This is a genomic window from Phycisphaeraceae bacterium, from assembly GCA_040222855.1.
Classification (GTDB): Bacteria; Planctomycetota; Phycisphaerae; order Phycisphaerales; family Phycisphaeraceae; genus Mucisphaera.
The window spans coordinates 820,105-835,821 of sequence record JAVKCD010000019.1; the positions used below are offsets into that span (position 1 = coordinate 820,105).

15 protein-coding genes are annotated in these 15,717 nt (G+C 62.5%); 8 read left to right on the forward strand and 7 right to left on the reverse strand.

Annotated elements, in window-relative coordinates:
* Window positions 1-92 precede the first annotated feature (92 nt).
* The gene (locus tag RIG82_08640; protein MEQ9461004.1) at window positions 93-914 is read left to right on the forward strand and encodes a hypothetical protein; all 822 of its coding nucleotides are present in this window, start codon (window positions 93-95) and stop codon (window positions 912-914) included.
* A gap of 59 nt (window positions 915-973) precedes the next feature.
* On the opposite strand, the gene RIG82_08645 is transcribed toward RIG82_08640, so the two are convergent.
* Window positions 974-1,552, reverse strand: coding sequence for a response regulator (locus RIG82_08645; protein MEQ9461005.1), 579 nt, complete (start codon window positions 1,550-1,552; stop codon window positions 974-976).
* Window positions 1,553-1,924: 372 nt separating this feature from the next.
* Between RIG82_08645 and RIG82_08650 the strand changes: the two genes are divergently transcribed.
* Both RIG82_08650 and RIG82_08655 read left to right on the forward strand, forming a co-directional pair.
* Window positions 1,925-2,488 carry a fasciclin domain-containing protein gene (locus RIG82_08650; GenBank protein ID MEQ9461006.1) on the forward strand — a complete coding sequence of 188 codons (564 nt, stop codon included), beginning with the start codon at window positions 1,925-1,927 and terminating at the stop codon, window positions 2,486-2,488.
* Window positions 2,489-2,580: 92 nt separating this feature from the next.
* Window positions 2,581-3,789, forward strand: coding sequence for an MFS transporter (locus RIG82_08655; GenBank protein MEQ9461007.1), 1,209 nt, complete (start codon window positions 2,581-2,583; stop codon window positions 3,787-3,789).
* Here RIG82_08655 and RIG82_08660 read toward each other — a convergent pair.
* Window positions 3,761-4,384, reverse strand: a complete 624-nt coding sequence (locus tag RIG82_08660; protein ID MEQ9461008.1) for a hypothetical protein — start codon at window positions 4,382-4,384, stop codon at window positions 3,761-3,763. The two genes, RIG82_08655 and RIG82_08660, sit on opposite strands and share 29 nt — an antisense overlap.
* 124 nt (window positions 4,385-4,508) lie before the next feature.
* On the opposite strand from RIG82_08660, the gene RIG82_08665 reads away from it, so the two are divergent.
* Entirely contained in the window at window positions 4,509-6,044 is a 1,536-nt protein-coding gene (locus tag RIG82_08665) for a WcaF family extracellular polysaccharide biosynthesis acetyltransferase (protein MEQ9461009.1), read from the forward strand.
* Window positions 6,045-6,050: 6 nt separating this feature from the next.
* On the opposite strand, the gene RIG82_08670 is transcribed toward RIG82_08665, so the two are convergent.
* Window positions 6,051-7,184: a glycosyltransferase family 1 protein gene (locus RIG82_08670; GenBank protein MEQ9461010.1), complete on the reverse strand. Its 1,134-nt coding sequence runs from the start codon at window positions 7,182-7,184 to the stop codon at window positions 6,051-6,053.
* Window positions 7,185-7,283: 99 nt separating this feature from the next.
* On the opposite strand from RIG82_08670, the gene RIG82_08675 reads away from it, so the two are divergent.
* Window positions 7,284-8,417, forward strand: a complete 1,134-nt coding sequence (locus RIG82_08675) for a glycosyltransferase family 4 protein (GenBank protein ID MEQ9461011.1) — start codon at window positions 7,284-7,286, stop codon at window positions 8,415-8,417.
* On the opposite strand, the gene RIG82_08680 is transcribed toward RIG82_08675, so the two are convergent.
* From RIG82_08680 to RIG82_08695, 4 genes are all read right to left on the reverse strand, one after another.
* On the reverse strand, window positions 8,393-9,397 hold the full coding sequence (locus RIG82_08680; GenBank protein ID MEQ9461012.1) for a hypothetical protein: 1,005 nt from the start codon (window positions 9,395-9,397) through the stop codon (window positions 8,393-8,395). The two genes, RIG82_08675 and RIG82_08680, sit on opposite strands and share 25 nt — an antisense overlap.
* 117 nt (window positions 9,398-9,514) lie before the next feature.
* Window positions 9,515-10,423 carry a hypothetical protein gene (locus RIG82_08685; protein MEQ9461013.1) on the reverse strand — a complete coding sequence of 303 codons (909 nt, stop codon included), beginning with the start codon at window positions 10,421-10,423 and terminating at the stop codon, window positions 9,515-9,517.
* Window positions 10,420-11,745 (reverse strand): hypothetical protein, encoded by a 1,326-nt coding sequence (locus RIG82_08690; protein ID MEQ9461014.1) that lies wholly within the window; start codon window positions 11,743-11,745, stop codon window positions 10,420-10,422. Before RIG82_08690 ends, RIG82_08685 begins: the two co-directional genes overlap by 4 nt.
* Window positions 11,746-11,855: 110 nt before the next feature.
* Window positions 11,856-12,020, reverse strand: a complete 165-nt coding sequence (locus tag RIG82_08695; protein ID MEQ9461015.1) for a hypothetical protein — start codon at window positions 12,018-12,020, stop codon at window positions 11,856-11,858.
* Between RIG82_08695 and RIG82_08700 the strand changes: the two genes are divergently transcribed.
* The 3 genes from RIG82_08700 to murJ are packed head-to-tail and all read left to right on the forward strand — an operon-like array spanning window position 12,019 to window position 15,714.
* Entirely contained in the window at window positions 12,019-13,251 is a 1,233-nt protein-coding gene (locus RIG82_08700) for a glycosyltransferase family 4 protein (protein MEQ9461016.1), read from the forward strand. The genes RIG82_08695 and RIG82_08700 overlap by 2 nt on opposite strands.
* Window positions 13,251-14,093, forward strand: a complete 843-nt coding sequence (locus RIG82_08705) for a VanZ family protein (GenBank protein ID MEQ9461017.1) — start codon at window positions 13,251-13,253, stop codon at window positions 14,091-14,093. The genes RIG82_08700 and RIG82_08705 overlap by 1 nt, the downstream gene beginning before the upstream one ends.
* Window positions 14,083-15,714 (forward strand): murein biosynthesis integral membrane protein MurJ, encoded by a 1,632-nt coding sequence (gene murJ / locus RIG82_08710; GenBank protein ID MEQ9461018.1) that lies wholly within the window; start codon window positions 14,083-14,085, stop codon window positions 15,712-15,714. Before RIG82_08705 ends, murJ begins: the two co-directional genes overlap by 11 nt.
* The last annotated feature ends 3 nt before the right edge of the window (window positions 15,715-15,717 follow it).

The window sequence follows — 15,717 nt, forward strand, 5'->3', positions numbered from 1 at the left end:
TGCTCAGGCTGCAGATGGCGGAGGCGGTTCAGGATGGTGACGGGCCCGCCTACATAGAGGGCGTCGCTGTCTATGCGTCACTCCTGCGAAGCATGGAGCACGAGCCCACCATGATCAGCGGGTTGGTGTACTCATTAATACTTGCCTACTTGATGGATTCGGTCGAACGAGATCTCGCTTTGCACTTGATGTCGGTTCAACAGTATGCCGAGATAGCTGATGCGATCTCACGCGACGCGCTTGTGGCGACGCACAAGAGAAACCTGGTCGGCGAGTACGTGCTGATTGACCAGACCTACCGATATCCGGTACCTGATGGCTGGGTGGTGGGCGATTTGTTTCCTTATGATCCACCGTGGGGTCGCATTGCACTGCGTGCATCGCAGCTTAGTGGTGTGTGGGCGCTGAACCGACAAAGATCACTGACGGGCTATCTGTCGTTTGCGTCAGATTTTGAGTTCAACGAGGTCTCGATGCTTGTTTTCGATCACGATGTGCAGACGCTGGACCCCTCAACTTGGTTTTCCTCCGAAGGTATCTTCGATGCGTTTGCTGATTCATCTCGACAGATGGAGATGAGGTTTGCTGTCTTCAAAACTGCATTGGCCTGCTATCAATACATGCTCCAGTATGGACGGATTCCCGAGACTCTGGATGAACTCGTGCCACAATTCCTGCCCTCAGTTCCCTACGACGACTACGGCCTGGGCCCACCAAGCACAGGGTTGAAGCTCAAGCGGCATGACTGGGGTCTTGTGGTTTACTCCAGAGGACCCGATGGGGAGGATGATGGTGGGATTCCGGTGAACTGGGATACGGAGCAAGATCCGGCCTCTGGCGATATCGTCTTCCGTGTCTTTGAGCATCCTGGTGAACCGCAGCCGAGGGCGGATCTGTTGCCATCGTCTCAATAGCCACAGACCACCCTTGCGGGTGGTCTGGGTGGGGGTCTTTGGTTTTTGGGTGGTGGTTGTTAGTAGACCAGGGCGGTGGCATCTTCGACGGCGTTGATGATCTGTTTGACCTGGAAGGGTTTGCGTAGGAAGCCGTCGAAGCCGGCCTGGGTGAGGCCTGCGGCCTGGCCTTCGGTGAGTTTGCTGCTTACGGCGATGACCTTGGTCATCTGCAGGTCGGAGTTGTCGCGGACGAGTTTGAGGACGTCTTCGCCGGAGATGTCGCCGAGGTGCAGGTCGATGAGGATGACGTGGGGTCGGAACTTTTCGCACTCGACGCCGGCGGCGAAGCCGGAGCGGGCGAGGGCGACTTCGTAGCCGGCCTGCTCGGAGAGCATTTTCTTGAGCACGTCGACCGTCTCGGAGGGTTCCTCGACGAGCAGGACGCGGGTCTTGCCCGATTGGAGGCCGTCGAGGGGGATCTGGTGCTGCTTCATGAACTTGATCAAGGCGGTCAGCGGGATCCGTCGGTCTTTGGAACCGGGGATCCGATAACCCTTGAGCTGCCCTGAATCGAACCATTTGCTGACGGTTCGGGGGGCGACGTTACAGATCTTGGCGACTTCGCCCGTGGTCAGGATGTCCTTTTGCTTCGGCATGGCTGTCTTTCTCCGTGGGTCTCCGTGTCGCCGACAAACGGCCGGCGACAAGGGCAACATCGGAAGAGCGGGGGGATGGATTAAGACCGTCGGCATCAAAAAAAACGATCGTGCCCATCGTGCCGGGTCCGATCATCATGCCGACAGGGGGTTGTCCGGGGAAGGTCCGGAATTGTCCGGCTGCAACGCCCATGGGGCCGGGCACGCATGGGGCGTGATATTGGCTTTCAGGGGCAGTGGGTTGGGCACAGGGGAAAGCGGGTCTTTAGATCGCCTGAGGGAATCGGGGATCGGTGTGCGCTACTACAGGAAAACCCTCGGTCGCGCGCCTATGCTTCCCTGTTCGACGCAAATTTCTCGAAAGGAAACAGAATGAATACGTTAAGCAGAATGTTTGTTGCGACCTTCGCCGTCATGGCTTTTGCTGGGGGCGCTACGGCTTATGCCTGCAGTGACTGTGGTTGCTCGACGAAGACCGAGGATGCTGGCAAGAGTATGACCGCCAAGTCGGACATTGTGGCGACGGCGATCTCGGCGGGTAAGTTTGAGACCTTGGTCGCTGCGGTCAAGGCGGCGGGCCTTGTCGAGGTGCTTCAGAGCGAGGGTCCGTTCACGGTGCTGGCACCGACGGATGAGGCGTTTGCGAAGCTGCCGAAGGGCACGGTCGAGACACTGCTGAAGCCTGAGAACAAGGACCAGTTGGTTGCGATCCTGACTTATCACGTGATCCCGGCGAAGGTGAAGGCGACCGATGCGCTCGACGCTGAGGTGGCGAAGACGGTCCAAGGCCAGTCCGTCAGCTTCGACCTTGAGTCGCGAGATGGCAAGCTGGTCGCGACGGTCAATGGGGCCGATATTCTGTACACCGATATCAGCACATCCAACGGCGTGATCCATGTGATTGATGAGGTGTTGTTGCCCGCGGCATCGAACTAAGCGACGCGACCGACCGCGTCTTGATCTTGAGCGAGGGCGACTGTTTCAGTCGCCCTCGCTTTTTTTGATCTCTGTGGGATTACACTTTGGTCTTGGACCCACTTCGCAGCCACTATCTCCTTGCTTACGCCGTTTTCGGGATCGTCCAGCCCTATGCCCCGCTTCTGCTTAAGGACGCGGGTCTGACGCAGAATGAGATTGGCTGGGTGATCGCGCTGTTTGGCGTCTCGGTGTTCATCACGCCGCCGCTGCTGAGTGCTTTGGCGGACCTTCATCTTCAGCCGAGACGGCTGATCGCGGGCATCTTTCTGGTGATGAGTTTTGGCCTGGCTCTTTTTGCGCAGGCCGAGGGCCTGGTGTTTGCTGCGGTGGGTTACGCCCTGGTTGCCTTGTGTATCACGCCGACATTTCCGGTCTCTGATGCCCTGCACTTCCGGGTTGAGGCGGAGCGTCCGGCTGATGTGCCCGAGACGCCGTTCCATCGCATCCGGGTCTATGGGGCTTACGGGTTTATCCTGCCGGCCGTCCCGCTGGCGATCTTTCTTCCGGATGGCGGCTTGGGTTCGCGGCTGGCGATGGTGTTCGGGATCGTGGTGTGTCTCCTGACGATTCTGAACACCCGGAGACTCCCCACGGTGAGGCATGAAGTGGCCACGGGGTCGCTGGCTGCGTTTCCGACCTGGACGGCGGCGAGGCGGCTGCTGCGGCCGGATGCGCGGTGGTTCTGCCTTGCGGTGCTTCTGTTTTCGTGCTCGCTCTCGGCGTATTACGGTTTTTATCCTCTGCATCTTCGTGAACTCGGGGTCGGCGACCGGTATATCGCGCTGATTGTCGCGCTGGGCGTGATCGCTGAGGTGTTCTGCACGCTGACGTTCGGGTGGCTCCGATCGCGTATCGGGCTGAGGGGCGTCGTGATTCTGGGTGCGGGAGCGTTGTGCGTTCGTCTTCTGCTGTTGTATGCGGTGCCAACGGCTGCTGCGGCGATCGTCTCGCAGCTCTTCCACGGGCCAGCCATGCTGCTGCTGGTGATCGCGGTCCCGGTGTTTCTCAATCAGCTCGCCGGTCGCACGGATCGGACGTCGATTCAGGGGGTGTTCGCGTTCATGGTTTTTGGTCTTGGACGGACGCTCGGCCCGATCGTGCCGGGTTTTGTGCCGGATAACAACCTGTCGACGGTCTTCGCGATGGGGATGACGCTCTCCGGGATCGCGACGCTGATTTTGGTACTCGGGTTCCGTGAGCCTTCTGACCGGACCGGTCCGGTCGAGTCGGCTATGCCGGCTCCGAGCCCTCGGCCATGACCCGTGGCTTGATGACTCGGGCTGGGTTCCCGCCAACGATCATGGCGGGCTCGACATCCCGGGTCACCACGGCTCTGGCTGCGACGACGGCGTTGTCGCTGACGGTCACGCCGGGGCCGACAAAAGCCTCGGCGCAGACCCAGACGCCCGAGCCGATGGTGATCGGGCTGCGGACCAGCGGGAGCTCGGGTCGGGTGTGGTCGTGGGTGCCGGCGCAGAGGTGGGCGTCCTGCGAGACGACGGTGTGGTCGCCGAGCTTCACCGGGCCCAGGTTGTAGACGTTGACCCGGTCGCCGATGAGGGTGTAGCTGCCCAGTTCGAGGAGCCAGGGGTGCATGATCCGGGTTGAGGGTCGGGTCCCGGAGGTTGAGGGGATGGTGGCTCCAAAGCGGCGGAGCCAGAATCGTCGCCAGCCGTAGCAGCGCGCCGGGCTTGGGCGGATCAGCAGGGTTTGAACGAGGGTCCAGAGCAATCGGCCAAGATATTCGGACCTTGCGTAGGGATACGCCGAGGTGCGATCGAGCCGCTGGACGGATCGCACCGTCTGGGTCGACGTGGGAGGGTGTGAATCGTGCTTGGGATCGCTAGCGGGCATAAGTGGCTTCATCGGATCGGCGGAGCAGCCGAAGTGACTGATACGCCAGCTGACGTATCATCGGTTCATCCCGAGATGCCCCCGCACCCCTCGAACGAGGCCAGGCCAGATCATGATCGACGTGATGATCATCACGTACAACGAGTCGCTCAACATCAAGCACTGCATTGTGTCGGTGCGTGGTTGGGCCAACAAGGTGTTTGTCGTCGATTCCGGATCGACCGATGGCACCCAGCAGATCGCTACGGAGCTTGGGGCCGAGGTGGTCCAGCATGACTGGGAGGGGTACGCGAAGCAGAAGAACTGGGGGCTGCGGACGCTGCCGTTCACGAGCGAGTGGGTGCTGATCCTCGACGCGGACGAGGTCATCACGGAGAAGCTGCGTGACCGGATGCTGGAGGTCACCCGCCAGCCGATGGACCGGGTTGCTGAGAACGGTTTTTTCATCAACCGGGTGACGTACTTCATGGGCCGGCCGATCTGGCACTGCGGGTACTACCCCAGTTGGAACATGCGGCTGATCAAGCGAGGCCGTGCGTTCTATGAGAACCGGGCGGTGCACGAACACATGATCGTGGATGATCCGATTGGTTACATCGACGAGCCGATGCTCCACAACGACCGCAGGGGCCTTGAGCATTTCATTGCCAAGCACAACCGCTACTCGACTCTTGAAGCGCAGCAGCTCTTCCATGAGTACGCCAGCCACCGCTCTTCGGACGAGGCCAACCTCACCGACGAGACGCGCAGGCGGCGCTGGCTCAAGCGCAACATCATGCACCGGATGCCGTTTCCGTGGCTCTGGCGATTCATCTACATGTATTTTTTCCGTCTCGGTTTCCTCGACGGTCGGGCGGGTTTTGACTTCTGCAAGCTCATCGCCACCTACGACGGGATGGTAGCGCTCAAGTTTCGCTACATCATGAGTCAGGCTAAACAGGCTGGTTTTGAGCCTGCTGAGGCGATGCAGTCGTCGGGCGGGACTCTTGCTGTGCCTGAAGGCGACACGCTGACCGCTCCGCCCACGATGCCGCTGCCCGATGACGAACCCGACCCGGTTGAGGGGACGGTTCGCCAGCTCCCGCCGGACCCGAGTCAGGATGGCTCGCATCGCGGGCCGGCGATGCAGACCCAGCCCGAGGCCAGTCCGTGGAACTTCCGTGAGAAACTGGCTCGCGCGGTCTGGATGCTTGTCGGTAAGCCGCTGTTCCGGGTGACGTTTCACAACTGGTACGGCCTGCGGGCGTGGATTCTCCGGCGCTTTGGCGCCCGGATCGGCAAGCGGGTCGCCATCCGGCCGACGGTGAACATCGAGGTGCCGTGGATGCTGCACATCGAGGACGATGCGACCGTCGGCGACTACGCCATCCTCTACAGCCTCGGACGCATCCACATCGGCAAGCGTTCGATCGTCAGTCAATACGCTCATCTCTGCGCCGGAACACACGACTACACCGACCGGACTTTTCGCTTGCTCCGCACGCCGATCAACCTCAGCGACGACGTGTGGATCGGTGCGGATGCCTACATCGGCCCGGGTGTCACCATTGGGCGTCTAAGCGTCGTTGGCGCTCGATCGAGCGTGTACAAGAGCATGCCCGAGCGTCATGTCTGTGTGGGTAACCCGGCCCGCGCGATCAAGGAACGCGTGCTCATCTGAGTCGTATCAGAATTTCTCGATGATCTCGGCGAGCTTCACCCCGCTGTCCGACCACCGATAGCGATGAATCCTCTCTCGACCGCGCTCGATCAGCGTTTTGGCGAGGTCTCGATCGGTCAGCAAACGCTCGATTGCATTGGCGAGTGCTGTGGTGCTGTCGGGGTCAGCGTGGAGGGCGGCGTCGCCTGTCACTTCGGGCAGGGCGCAGCAGTCGGCGACCACCACCGGTACACCAAAGGCCATCGCCTCGATCGCCGGGATGCCGAAGCTCTCGCACTGACTGGGCAGCGCGAAAATCCGCGCCCTGCGATAGGCCCAGGTGATCCGCTCGGTCGCGACACGTCCCTCCACGGCGACCCGATCGCTCAGTCCCAGCGTCTTGGCACGCTCAACCAGGGCGTCGAGGTCTTCTTTCGCTCCCCCGCCAAGAACCCGGTAGCTCACGCCTTTGTGACCCCGCTGGTCGAGTTCGGCGAGTGCCTCGATCACGCGCCATTGCTGCTTGTAAGGCGACACATTGCTGACGGTCAGGATCTCGTCGGCTCGCGGGTCGATCTGCTCGCGATGAGCTTCCTCGTAGAGATGATCCGGCAGACCGTTGGGAAGAACCGAGCATCGCTTCGTGTCGAATCCGTGATGCGTGGTGACGGTCTGCATCAGGTATTCGCTGGTGAAGGTCAGCCATGTCGCATCGCGTAGTGACCTGCGATGCCGTCTGCGCTTGAACCAGGCGATGAGGTGATGTTTCCAGCTAAACCACGCCTGGTAGCGATACGGCCAGGGGTCCTGATGATGGCAGATCACCGGCACGCGGACCCTGCCGCACGGCATCATGCCGTTGAGTTGAATCAGCACACGGACCCCGCGGTCTTCAACCAGCTTCGGTAGCATCCTGGCCTCATAACGATCCCTGGCTTGTCGCTGGCGAGTCGATGGGTCGGCCCAGATCAGCTTGACTCCTGCGGGCCAAGTCACATCGCTCGCCTCCTCGTGCAGCGGGTGGCCGCGTGTCAGCAGCAGTCCGATAGCCCAGCCCGGTCGAGCCTGGGCTAGTGCGCGCGTCAGCTCGATCCCGACGGTCAGCCCGCCACCACCTCCGATGGAGAGACCGTTGATCAGAATCATGCCGCTTTCCGCCATGAGGAGTTCCTGAGCGACCGCCTTGCGGCCGATCGTTAAGGTAACGGGATAGACGCCCTCAGGAGCACCGCCGTCAGCCCATCGTCGTCACCTATTCGCGTGGTCATCCAGCAGCCGGCCCTCCCGGCTTATCGGGTCCCGGTCTTCAAAGAACTGGCACGCCGTCCCGGACTCGATGTTCTGGTGACGTATACGCACGATCCGAAGCTCCCGAATCTTGAGCCGGATGGGTTCGCCGCTGAGCCAAGCACCCTGCGTAGCCTCCGGCTGGGCGGGCGCGAGGTCCTCTGGGACCCGGCCCAGATCCGCTACGCCACGAAGAAGCGTGCCGATGTCCTTGTGCTGACCTGGAACGCCCACTATGCGTCGCTGCCGATCGCTCTCAAGCGTGCTCGATGGTCGGGCGTCGGCACCGTCGTCTGGGGCCATGGCTACTCCAAAACCGAAGCCGGTTGGCGGGCGAAAGTCCGCACGCGCCTCGGCCGCCAGGCCGACGCCATGATGTTCTACAGCCGCTCGATCGCCAAACGGTACGAACAAGAGGGCTTTGAGCCCGAGCGACTCCACGTCGCCGCCAACGCCCTCGACCAAACCAACATCCAGCACGCGCGAGAGAACTGGGTCTCACGGCCACTCGAGCTCGAGCGTTTCAGGGACCAGCACGGACTCAATCACGGGCCGATCGCCCTCTACGTCTCTCGCTTCGCGCCTGCGAACCGGGAGGACTTACTGATCCGTGCGACGCCCTCGCTCGTCGAGCGCTTCCCACAGTTCAGAGCCGTACTTATCGGCAAGGGCGAGACCGCGGGTGAGCTTAAAGCCCTCGCGGAGAAACTGGGTGTTGCAGACCATGTCCTCATGCCGGGCGCGATCTATGGCGACCTCGAACTCGCCCCCTGGTTCCTGGCTGCTGATGCCTTTGTCTACCCCGCCAACGTCGGTCTGAGTCTGATTCATGCCATGGGCTACGGCGTGCCGGTTGTGGTTGGTGACGACTTGGCCTCTCACAACCCTGAGATCGATGCGCTGGAACCGGGTGTCAACGGCCTGACTTTCGCCGATGGCGACGCCAATGCGCTCGCCGAAACGCTGACCGATCTGTTCCACGACAGCCAGCGACACGAGGCGATGCGGGACGCAGCGCTGCGCACGGTCACCGAAGATTTCACCCTTGAACACATGGTCGATGGCTTCGAGGCAGCGATCCGCTACGCGGCCGGGCGGCACGCCTGACGACGCGCGATCAGGAACCCACTTAACCAGAAAAGACTCGCTGGCTCCGGGACTGGATAGGGTCCGGGGGGAATTTCGAGCGTTGCGCGTTCTCGCGTGGCAGTGCTCGCCGAAGGGATCGGGAAGTCCGGTTCGAGATGTGAGAGCAGGTAGCCGTCTTCGACATCAAAGCCCCAGACCAGCGCTGCGCAGAACCCGCTGTTGGCGTCGTGAGCAAACTGAACCCTCGAATCGCTCTCTCCGCTGAGGTAGAGCTCAAGCGTCAGCGTCGAGCCGATCACGGCCTTGAGAGCCACCAGTTCATTTCCGCGATTGTTGTAGGGGTCATCGTCCGCGTTGGCTATATCCTGCTGAAGCACGCCGGTGCTGCCGGTCTCGCCGGCCCGGTTGCGGGTATGGGTTGCGGTGTGTTCGTAGAGATTGTCGGTTGAGCCATCAGTCTGGACGCGAACCGTCGCAAGTCCGTTGTTGGTGGCGTTGTTCCCGCCAAACCCACCGGCGCTGGATGACGCGGTGTGGTTGGTCGAGTCGAGGACACTCATGGCGAACTGGAACCAGACGGTGACCTCGGTGCCGTCAGGAAGGGTGTCGGAGAGGACATCAAAGGTGTCGTGGTAGCGAGACCAGCCGGAGCTGTCGCCGAGGAAGTCGCGGGAGTTGCTGGTCTCGGTTCGGGTGCCGGCGCTCATGCTGATGACGCCTTGGTCTGGCTTGGTACGAGCCAGACCGGCCGCGCCGGCGAATCCGTCGATGGACCCTTCGTTGATGTCGAACTCAGCACGCTGGTAGTCGATCGACGTCGTCGGGTAGGCGTACGTGAGGGTCTTGATCTCCTGGAAGACTCGTGAGCCCACGTAACGGGCCACACCCTGGCCATTGCCCTCGGCGATGGGGGTGGTCATCGGTCCGGCCCACGCGACGCTCTGGCCCAGCAGCACCAGTCCGACCGCCACGATCATCGGCAGAATCCGTCTCATCATCAGATGACTCCTTCTCCAATGGATTACACACCTCTCCCTGTGCCCATCGAAAGCAAGATTAAGCTTACGAAAGGTGCTCTGGAGAATCCAGAAAAAACTTTATCGCTAAATAAGACTCTACGGCTGGGCGGCTCGCGGATCGATCAGCCGTTCGCCGTGCTCGGCCATGACTGCCAGTGTCTCGCGCCACCACGGGGCTGTCGGGTCCCAGGAGAGTCGCTGGCCCTCGCTGTCCATCCACCCGCCCCAGATGACGATGCCGTCGGCGTGCTCCAGGCAGGTCTCGAGTTGGATGCGCCAGAAGGCGGGCTCGATGAGCTGCAGTTTGACCTTCTGATTGGACACGTGGTACTGCGGCCAGAGGAAAGCGTAGACCGGCTTGCCGTACTGCCGCGCTTCGCGGAGATTGGCCTCGGCGTAGGTCACCCAGCCTTCACGATCTTCATAAAACGTGTAGAGCGAGGGATAGATGATGTCGACGCGGTCCGCGATCGGAGCCACCGCCCGATTATCTGCCTGCCACCGCAGGTACTCCGGCGAGTCGACTGGTTTGATCGCACGCCAATAGTCCCTCACGGGCGGGAAGCTGTAGTAGCCGATGGTCAGGTCCGGACGCGCCTCGCGCACCCACTGCGTCACCAGATTGAACTTGCGGACCGTCTCGGCAACGACCTCGGGCTCTCCCCGCATCGGCCAGTGCTCGATGTCGAGAAACATGATCTCGCCGCGCGGGATATTTGCCATGGAGGCAATTACTCTCGCCCGGATCGGCTCGTCCTGATCCTCGCCCTTGGACCATAACCGACCGTGAGTGCGGAGCCGGGGCATCCCGAAGAGCGATTCGAGATCGGGCTTGTTCTGGTAAAGCGTCGCGTCGTAAACAGGAAAAGCGGGCCCCGAAACGAGAACCCGCTCGCCGATGGGTCCGTGCATGATCGTTGGCTGCGCCCGGGACATCCCGGATGAGCAGAGCAGCAAGCCCACACACAGCATCGGCCCACAGACCAGTAACATCACAGACTTCATACTGGCTGCACTCTCTCACCGCTACGATTGGCCGTGTTCTCAATGTTCTGAGGTGCCTGGGGCATCATCCCTTGTGCGCCCGCCGCGAGCATGACCCTCACGTCGCGGTCGATCGTCCCGATCATGATGAAAAAGATCATCAGCGGATAGGAAGCGATGAACGATCCCTGCTTGAGTGTGAGCAGGCTGTAGAACAGCGCCAGGCCGAAAACGGTCGCGACCAGGCTACGCGCCTCGGGAAACGGGGCAACCGCTGAGAATGACCGATAGAACGCCCTAAGTATCAGCGCATAAGCCACGAGATACATGCCCATACCCACCAGACCAAGCTCGCCTAGAACCTCTGCGGGAACAAAGTGCGGATAAAAACCAATGATGTCATTGGAAAACGACGCAGAGCTACCCAGCCCAAGAAGCCAGTACAGAACCCCCGCTTCGGCCCACGCACCCAACAGGATGGCCGATGGTCCCAGCCGCGTGTCCCAGTAGTTTTCCAGCATATTGGCGATCGCAAACCGCTCGCCCGTCGATGTCTGGAGCAGCACCAGCGCCAGCACACCCACGATGCCGATACCAAAAACAATCGAGATGAAGTTGCCGAGTGATTTGATCTTGTAAGCAAATGGCAGCATGAGGATGATCACACCCACCGAAGCAAAAAACTGTCCACGGGATGAGGACGCGATGATCAGAGTCAACGCAAGACCCACCACCAGCCAACGAGCCCACCGGAACCAGTCCGGCAGGAACGGCAGCTTGAGCAAGGCAATAATGATCGCCAGATAGCCGCCAAGCGACGCCAGTTCGAGCGGGTTGCCGATCTCGCGGATCTGATTATTTGCCGTTCCCTCCACCGCCAGCTGGACACCCCGGACACTCCAGTTCGGGTTCATCAGCAAGGTAATGAGAAGAAACAAACCGAGAACCACGGTCATCACCAGCCCATCCCGGATCGCCTTGGTGTCACTCGCCGCCAGCGGGGCCAAGAACCCAAACGGAATCAGGTAGATAAGCGAGCTCCGCAGCACCCCGAGCGTCTCTCCCCGGTCCACCGACCAGACCACCGAGATGGCGCAGTAGACATACATCGCCGCCAACACCCCAGCCCCCGCCCCGAGCTTGGGCAAACGCATCTGCTGCTGCATCATCATCGATGTAAACGCCATCAGGACGATCAGCGCTGTCATGTAGTTGGTAAGCCAGTAATACGACACAAACACGTTGCTGCCTGCCTGTGCCCACTGCTCGAACACGAAGCAGCACAACACCAGGCCGACCGCGTAGCCCGGCCGGATCCACACGGCGATGCTCAGGGTCGTCATGATCAAGAAGAAGATGAGAATCGTCAGTGCAGAAATAACCGGACTCCTGATCGGGGGCCGCAACCGGCCCACATCCTGTCCTTCGGCGTTCGGTACGCCTCTTATCCATGCTACCGCACCCCGACCCAGTCTTCCGCCCCATATTCCTCACGCCACGTCCGAATAATCCGCACCTGAACGCTCCCGTACCACCCCGCGATCCGCCGATGATCCGCTAACCAGCCCGCTGAGATACCCCGCACCCTGCGCCACCAACCCCCGCCCGAGCCGTCCATGCGCGTCCTAATCCTCAACCAGCCGTTTCATCCTGATGTCGCTGCCACGGCTCAGCACGCCCACGACCTCGCCCGCTACCTCGTCCAACAGGGCCACCAGGTCGACGTCGTCGCCTCCCGCTCCATCTACGGCCAGACCGGAGCGACCCTGCCTCAATTCGAGGTCATGGATGGCGCGATCGAGGTTCACCGCGTTGGCGTCTCGATCTTCGGCAAACGCGGCATCGCCGCCCGGCTCGCCGATTTCCTGCTCTTCTACGCCCTTGCCGCACTCAAAGTCCTGACCCTTCCTCGCGCTGATGTCGTGGTCACACTCACCACACCTCCTTTTATCGGACTCCTTGGGGCGATACTCGCCAAACTACGCGGGTCTCGCTGGGTCTACTGGGCCATGGACCTCTACCCGGATGTCCCTGTTGCCCTGGGCGTGATGAAGCCAGACAGCATCCTGACGCTCGGCTTCGAGGCCCTCAACCGCTGGTGCCTGCACCACGCTGACCGCACGGTCGCCCTGGGCCGGTGCATGAAGGCACTTATCGAATCCAAAGGCATCCCGCCCGCCAAGGTCGACTGGATCGGCGTCTGGGCTGCCAACCAACCTCAGGAAACCGACCCGTCTGCCAGTTCCTACCGCGCTGACTGGCAGCTTGGCGACCGTTTTGTCGTCATGTACTCCGGCAACCTCGGCCTCGCCCACGATGCCGAGACGCTGGTCGCCGCCGCCGAGCGTCTCCAGCACCGCGAGGACATCCGCTTCGTCTTCGTCGGCTCGGGCAAACGCATGGCCGAGATCCGCGACCGAGCCCAGGCCCTCCCCAACACCGATCTTTACGGCTACCAGCCCCGCGAACGCCTCGCCGACCTGCTTGCCGCCGCTGACCTCCACCTCATCAGCCAACTCCGCGCTTTCACAGGCATTGTCGTGCCCTCGAAGCTCTACGGCATCATGGCCGCGGGGCGCGCCTCGATCTTCGTCGGGCCCCAAGACGCCGAAGTCGCCCTCGAACTCACCGAGTCCAACGCTGGCATCACCCTGCCCGTTGGCGACGCCGACGCCCTTGTCCACGCCATCGAACAACTCGCTGCTGACCGACCGCGCTGCAAACAACTCGGCGACAATGCCCTCGCCGCCGCCCGCGACAAGCACGCCGTCGAGCACCGCTGCGCCGCCTGGGAACGAGTCCTCCTCGGCGTGATACGCACGCCACGCGATCAAGAGATCGCGCCGTGATGAGCGCCCCCCTTCACCCCGCTGGCCCTCGTTCCCCGATCGAACGAACCCTCGACCGCTGGTCGCGCCCGCTGCTGGTCATCTACTGGCCCATACTCTTCCTGGCGACCCACTGGCCCGGCCTCACACTACCCTCCGCCACGCCCGTCGTTCAGACCGACAAGCTGGTCCACGTCGCGGTCTTCGGCCTCCTCGCATGGCTGGCCCTCAGAGCCCAACTCCTCACCCGTCTCCTGGGCCGCCACGTCGGCGACCTGGTCACCCTCACCATCGTCCTTATCTATGCCCTGCTCGATGAGTACACCCAGCAGTTCGTCAACCGCTACTCCGGTATCGAAGACGCCGTGACCAACGTCATAGGCGTCCTTACCGCCTACCTCGCCTGCCGACCCAAGCACACCATCCCGCGGCGCGATCGACTCGCTATCACCGCCCGCTGGCTGGTCATCCTCCTCACCCCCGGCCTCCTGCTGCTGTTCATGCGCCCCGAAGCCAATCCATGGCTGATCCGGCTCGCTTCTACCGTGGGCCTTGGCACCCATGGTGCTGACAAACCCGGTCATCTCTACGTCGCCGCCCTCTGGACCTTCCTCCTCGCCACCGCCATGCCCGCCGGGCTCAGGCGACCGCGTTGGTCGGTCCTCATCACCGTCTTTGTTATCGCCGCCTCGGCCCCGCTCATCGAGATGGCCCAGCGGGATACTGGTCGTGGCTTTGAAACCGCTGATGTCTACTGGCATCAGGTCGGCCTCCTCGCCGCGCTCGTCGCCTGGGTCCTCATCGCTGGAGCCCAGCCCCTTCTGACCGCTTTGAACATCGGGACCCGCACCCATGCCCGCTGACTCCGCGCCCCCATCCTCTGCCGAAGCAAGCGCCAAGAGCGCAGGCGATCAGGTGGGGGGGGCCACCCTGACCGTGAGCGGGCTCACGCTCGTCTCCCGGGTCACCGGACTCGTCCGCGATGCCGTCCTCGCCGCCACCCTCGGCCTCTCGGCGTGGGCCGACATCTTCTTCCTCGCCTTCCTCATCCCCAACCTCTTCCGACGACTCTTTGGCGAGGGTGCCCTCACCTCCGCCTTCATCCCCGCCTACACCCGCATCGCCACCGCTGACCCGCCCCGCGCCTCGCGCTTCGCCTCCGCGGTCCTGCTCATCACCACCCTCATCACCATCACCCTGATGATCCTCGCCCTCGCGCTCATCGGGCTGTTGCTGACCAGCGACGACCTATCCCAACGCGCCACCGAAACCCTCCGGCTTACCGCCTGGATGCTCCCGTACATGCCGCTGATCTGCCTGGTCGCGCTCCTGGGCGGACTCCTCCAGACCGCAGGCCGCTTCGCACCCGCCGCCGCAGCGCCGGTGCTGCTCAACCTCTGCATGATCGCCGCCGCGCTCTACGCAGCCTCGATCTCCGATGAGTCCCGCGACATCGCCTACGCCCTCGCCTTCGCTGTGCTCATCGCCGGAATCCTCCAACTCACCTGGATGATCGCCACCGCCTCACGCCGCAACCTCCTCACCGCCGCACGCCACGGCACCGCACCCGATGTCCGCGCCATGGCCTGGCGGATGCTCCCCATGACCGCTGGCCTCGCCGTCTTCCAGATCAACGCCCTCTTCGACAGCCTCATCGCTTTCCTGCTCTCACCGCCCGCGATCGACATGACCCTCCAGCAGATCACCTATACCACCGTGTCCTGGCTCCCCGGCGAACCGGCTTATCCCATCGAATCCGGCTCCGTCGCCGCCATCCAGTGGGCCCAGCGCCTCTATCAGTTTCCTCTTGGCGTCTTCGGTATCGCCGTCGCCACCGCCACCTTCCCCGCCCTCGCTCGTGCCGCTTCCCATCGGTCTGACTTCCGGGGTGTGCTCCGCCGCGGTCTCGCCCTGGCCCTTTTCCTTACCCTCCCGGCGAGCATCGGCCTGGCTCTGGTCGCTCGTCCCATCGTCGAACTGATCTACCAACGCGGCGCCTTCGACGCCGACGCCACCGCCCGCGTCGCCCAGCTCCTCATGGCCTATGGCGTCGCCGTCTGGGCCTACTCCCTCACCCATGTGCTCACTCGCGCCTGCTACGCACTCGACCGACCGTCCGCCCCGCTGAAGATCATGGCGTGGACGGTCCCGCTGAACCTCGCCCTCAACCTCACTTTGATCTGGCCTCTCGGTGCCACCGGCCTCGCCTGGTCCACCGCGATCGCCTCCATCGCTCAAGTCCTCGGCCTGCTCATGCTCCTTCGCCACCACCTCGACCCCCGACTTCTCTCCGACCTTACCCGCACCATCTTCGCCACCGTCGTGATGACCGCCACCATCCTCGCCGCCGGTCAACTCGTTTCGGATGCAGCCCACCCCGGCGTCCATGTGCTCGTCGCCATCACCGTCGGCATGTGCAGCTACGCCCTCTGCGCCTGGCCCCTTGGCCAGCTCCACCTGCTTGGTCTCCGCTCCCGGTCTTGATGT

Coding starts and splice junctions, on each gene's coding strand:
- RIG82_08640 (MEQ9461004.1), top strand. CDS start 93: ATGGAGCACGAGCCCACCATGATCAGCGGGTTGGTGTACTCATTAATA.
- RIG82_08645 (MEQ9461005.1), bottom strand. CDS start 1,552: ATGCCGAAGCAAAAGGACATCCTGACCACGGGCGAAGTCGCCAAGATC.
- RIG82_08650 (MEQ9461006.1), top strand. CDS start 1,925: ATGAATACGTTAAGCAGAATGTTTGTTGCGACCTTCGCCGTCATGGCT.
- RIG82_08660 (MEQ9461008.1), bottom strand. CDS start 4,384: ATGCCCGCTAGCGATCCCAAGCACGATTCACACCCTCCCACGTCGACC.
- RIG82_08665 (MEQ9461009.1), top strand. CDS start 4,509: ATGATCATCACGTACAACGAGTCGCTCAACATCAAGCACTGCATTGTG.
- RIG82_08670 (MEQ9461010.1), bottom strand. CDS start 7,184: ATGGCGGAAAGCGGCATGATTCTGATCAACGGTCTCTCCATCGGAGGT.
- RIG82_08680 (MEQ9461012.1), bottom strand. CDS start 9,397: ATGATGAGACGGATTCTGCCGATGATCGTGGCGGTCGGACTGGTGCTG.
- RIG82_08685 (MEQ9461013.1), bottom strand. CDS start 10,423: ATGAAGTCTGTGATGTTACTGGTCTGTGGGCCGATGCTGTGTGTGGGC.
- RIG82_08690 (MEQ9461014.1), bottom strand. CDS start 11,745: ATGACGACCCTGAGCATCGCCGTGTGGATCCGGCCGGGCTACGCGGTC.
- RIG82_08700 (MEQ9461016.1), top strand. CDS start 12,019: ATGCGCGTCCTAATCCTCAACCAGCCGTTTCATCCTGATGTCGCTGCC.
- RIG82_08695 (MEQ9461015.1), bottom strand. CDS start 12,020: ATGGACGGCTCGGGCGGGGGTTGGTGGCGCAGGGTGCGGGGTATCTCA.
- RIG82_08705 (MEQ9461017.1), top strand. CDS start 13,251: ATGAGCGCCCCCCTTCACCCCGCTGGCCCTCGTTCCCCGATCGAACGA.
- murJ (MEQ9461018.1), top strand. CDS start 14,083: ATGCCCGCTGACTCCGCGCCCCCATCCTCTGCCGAAGCAAGCGCCAAG.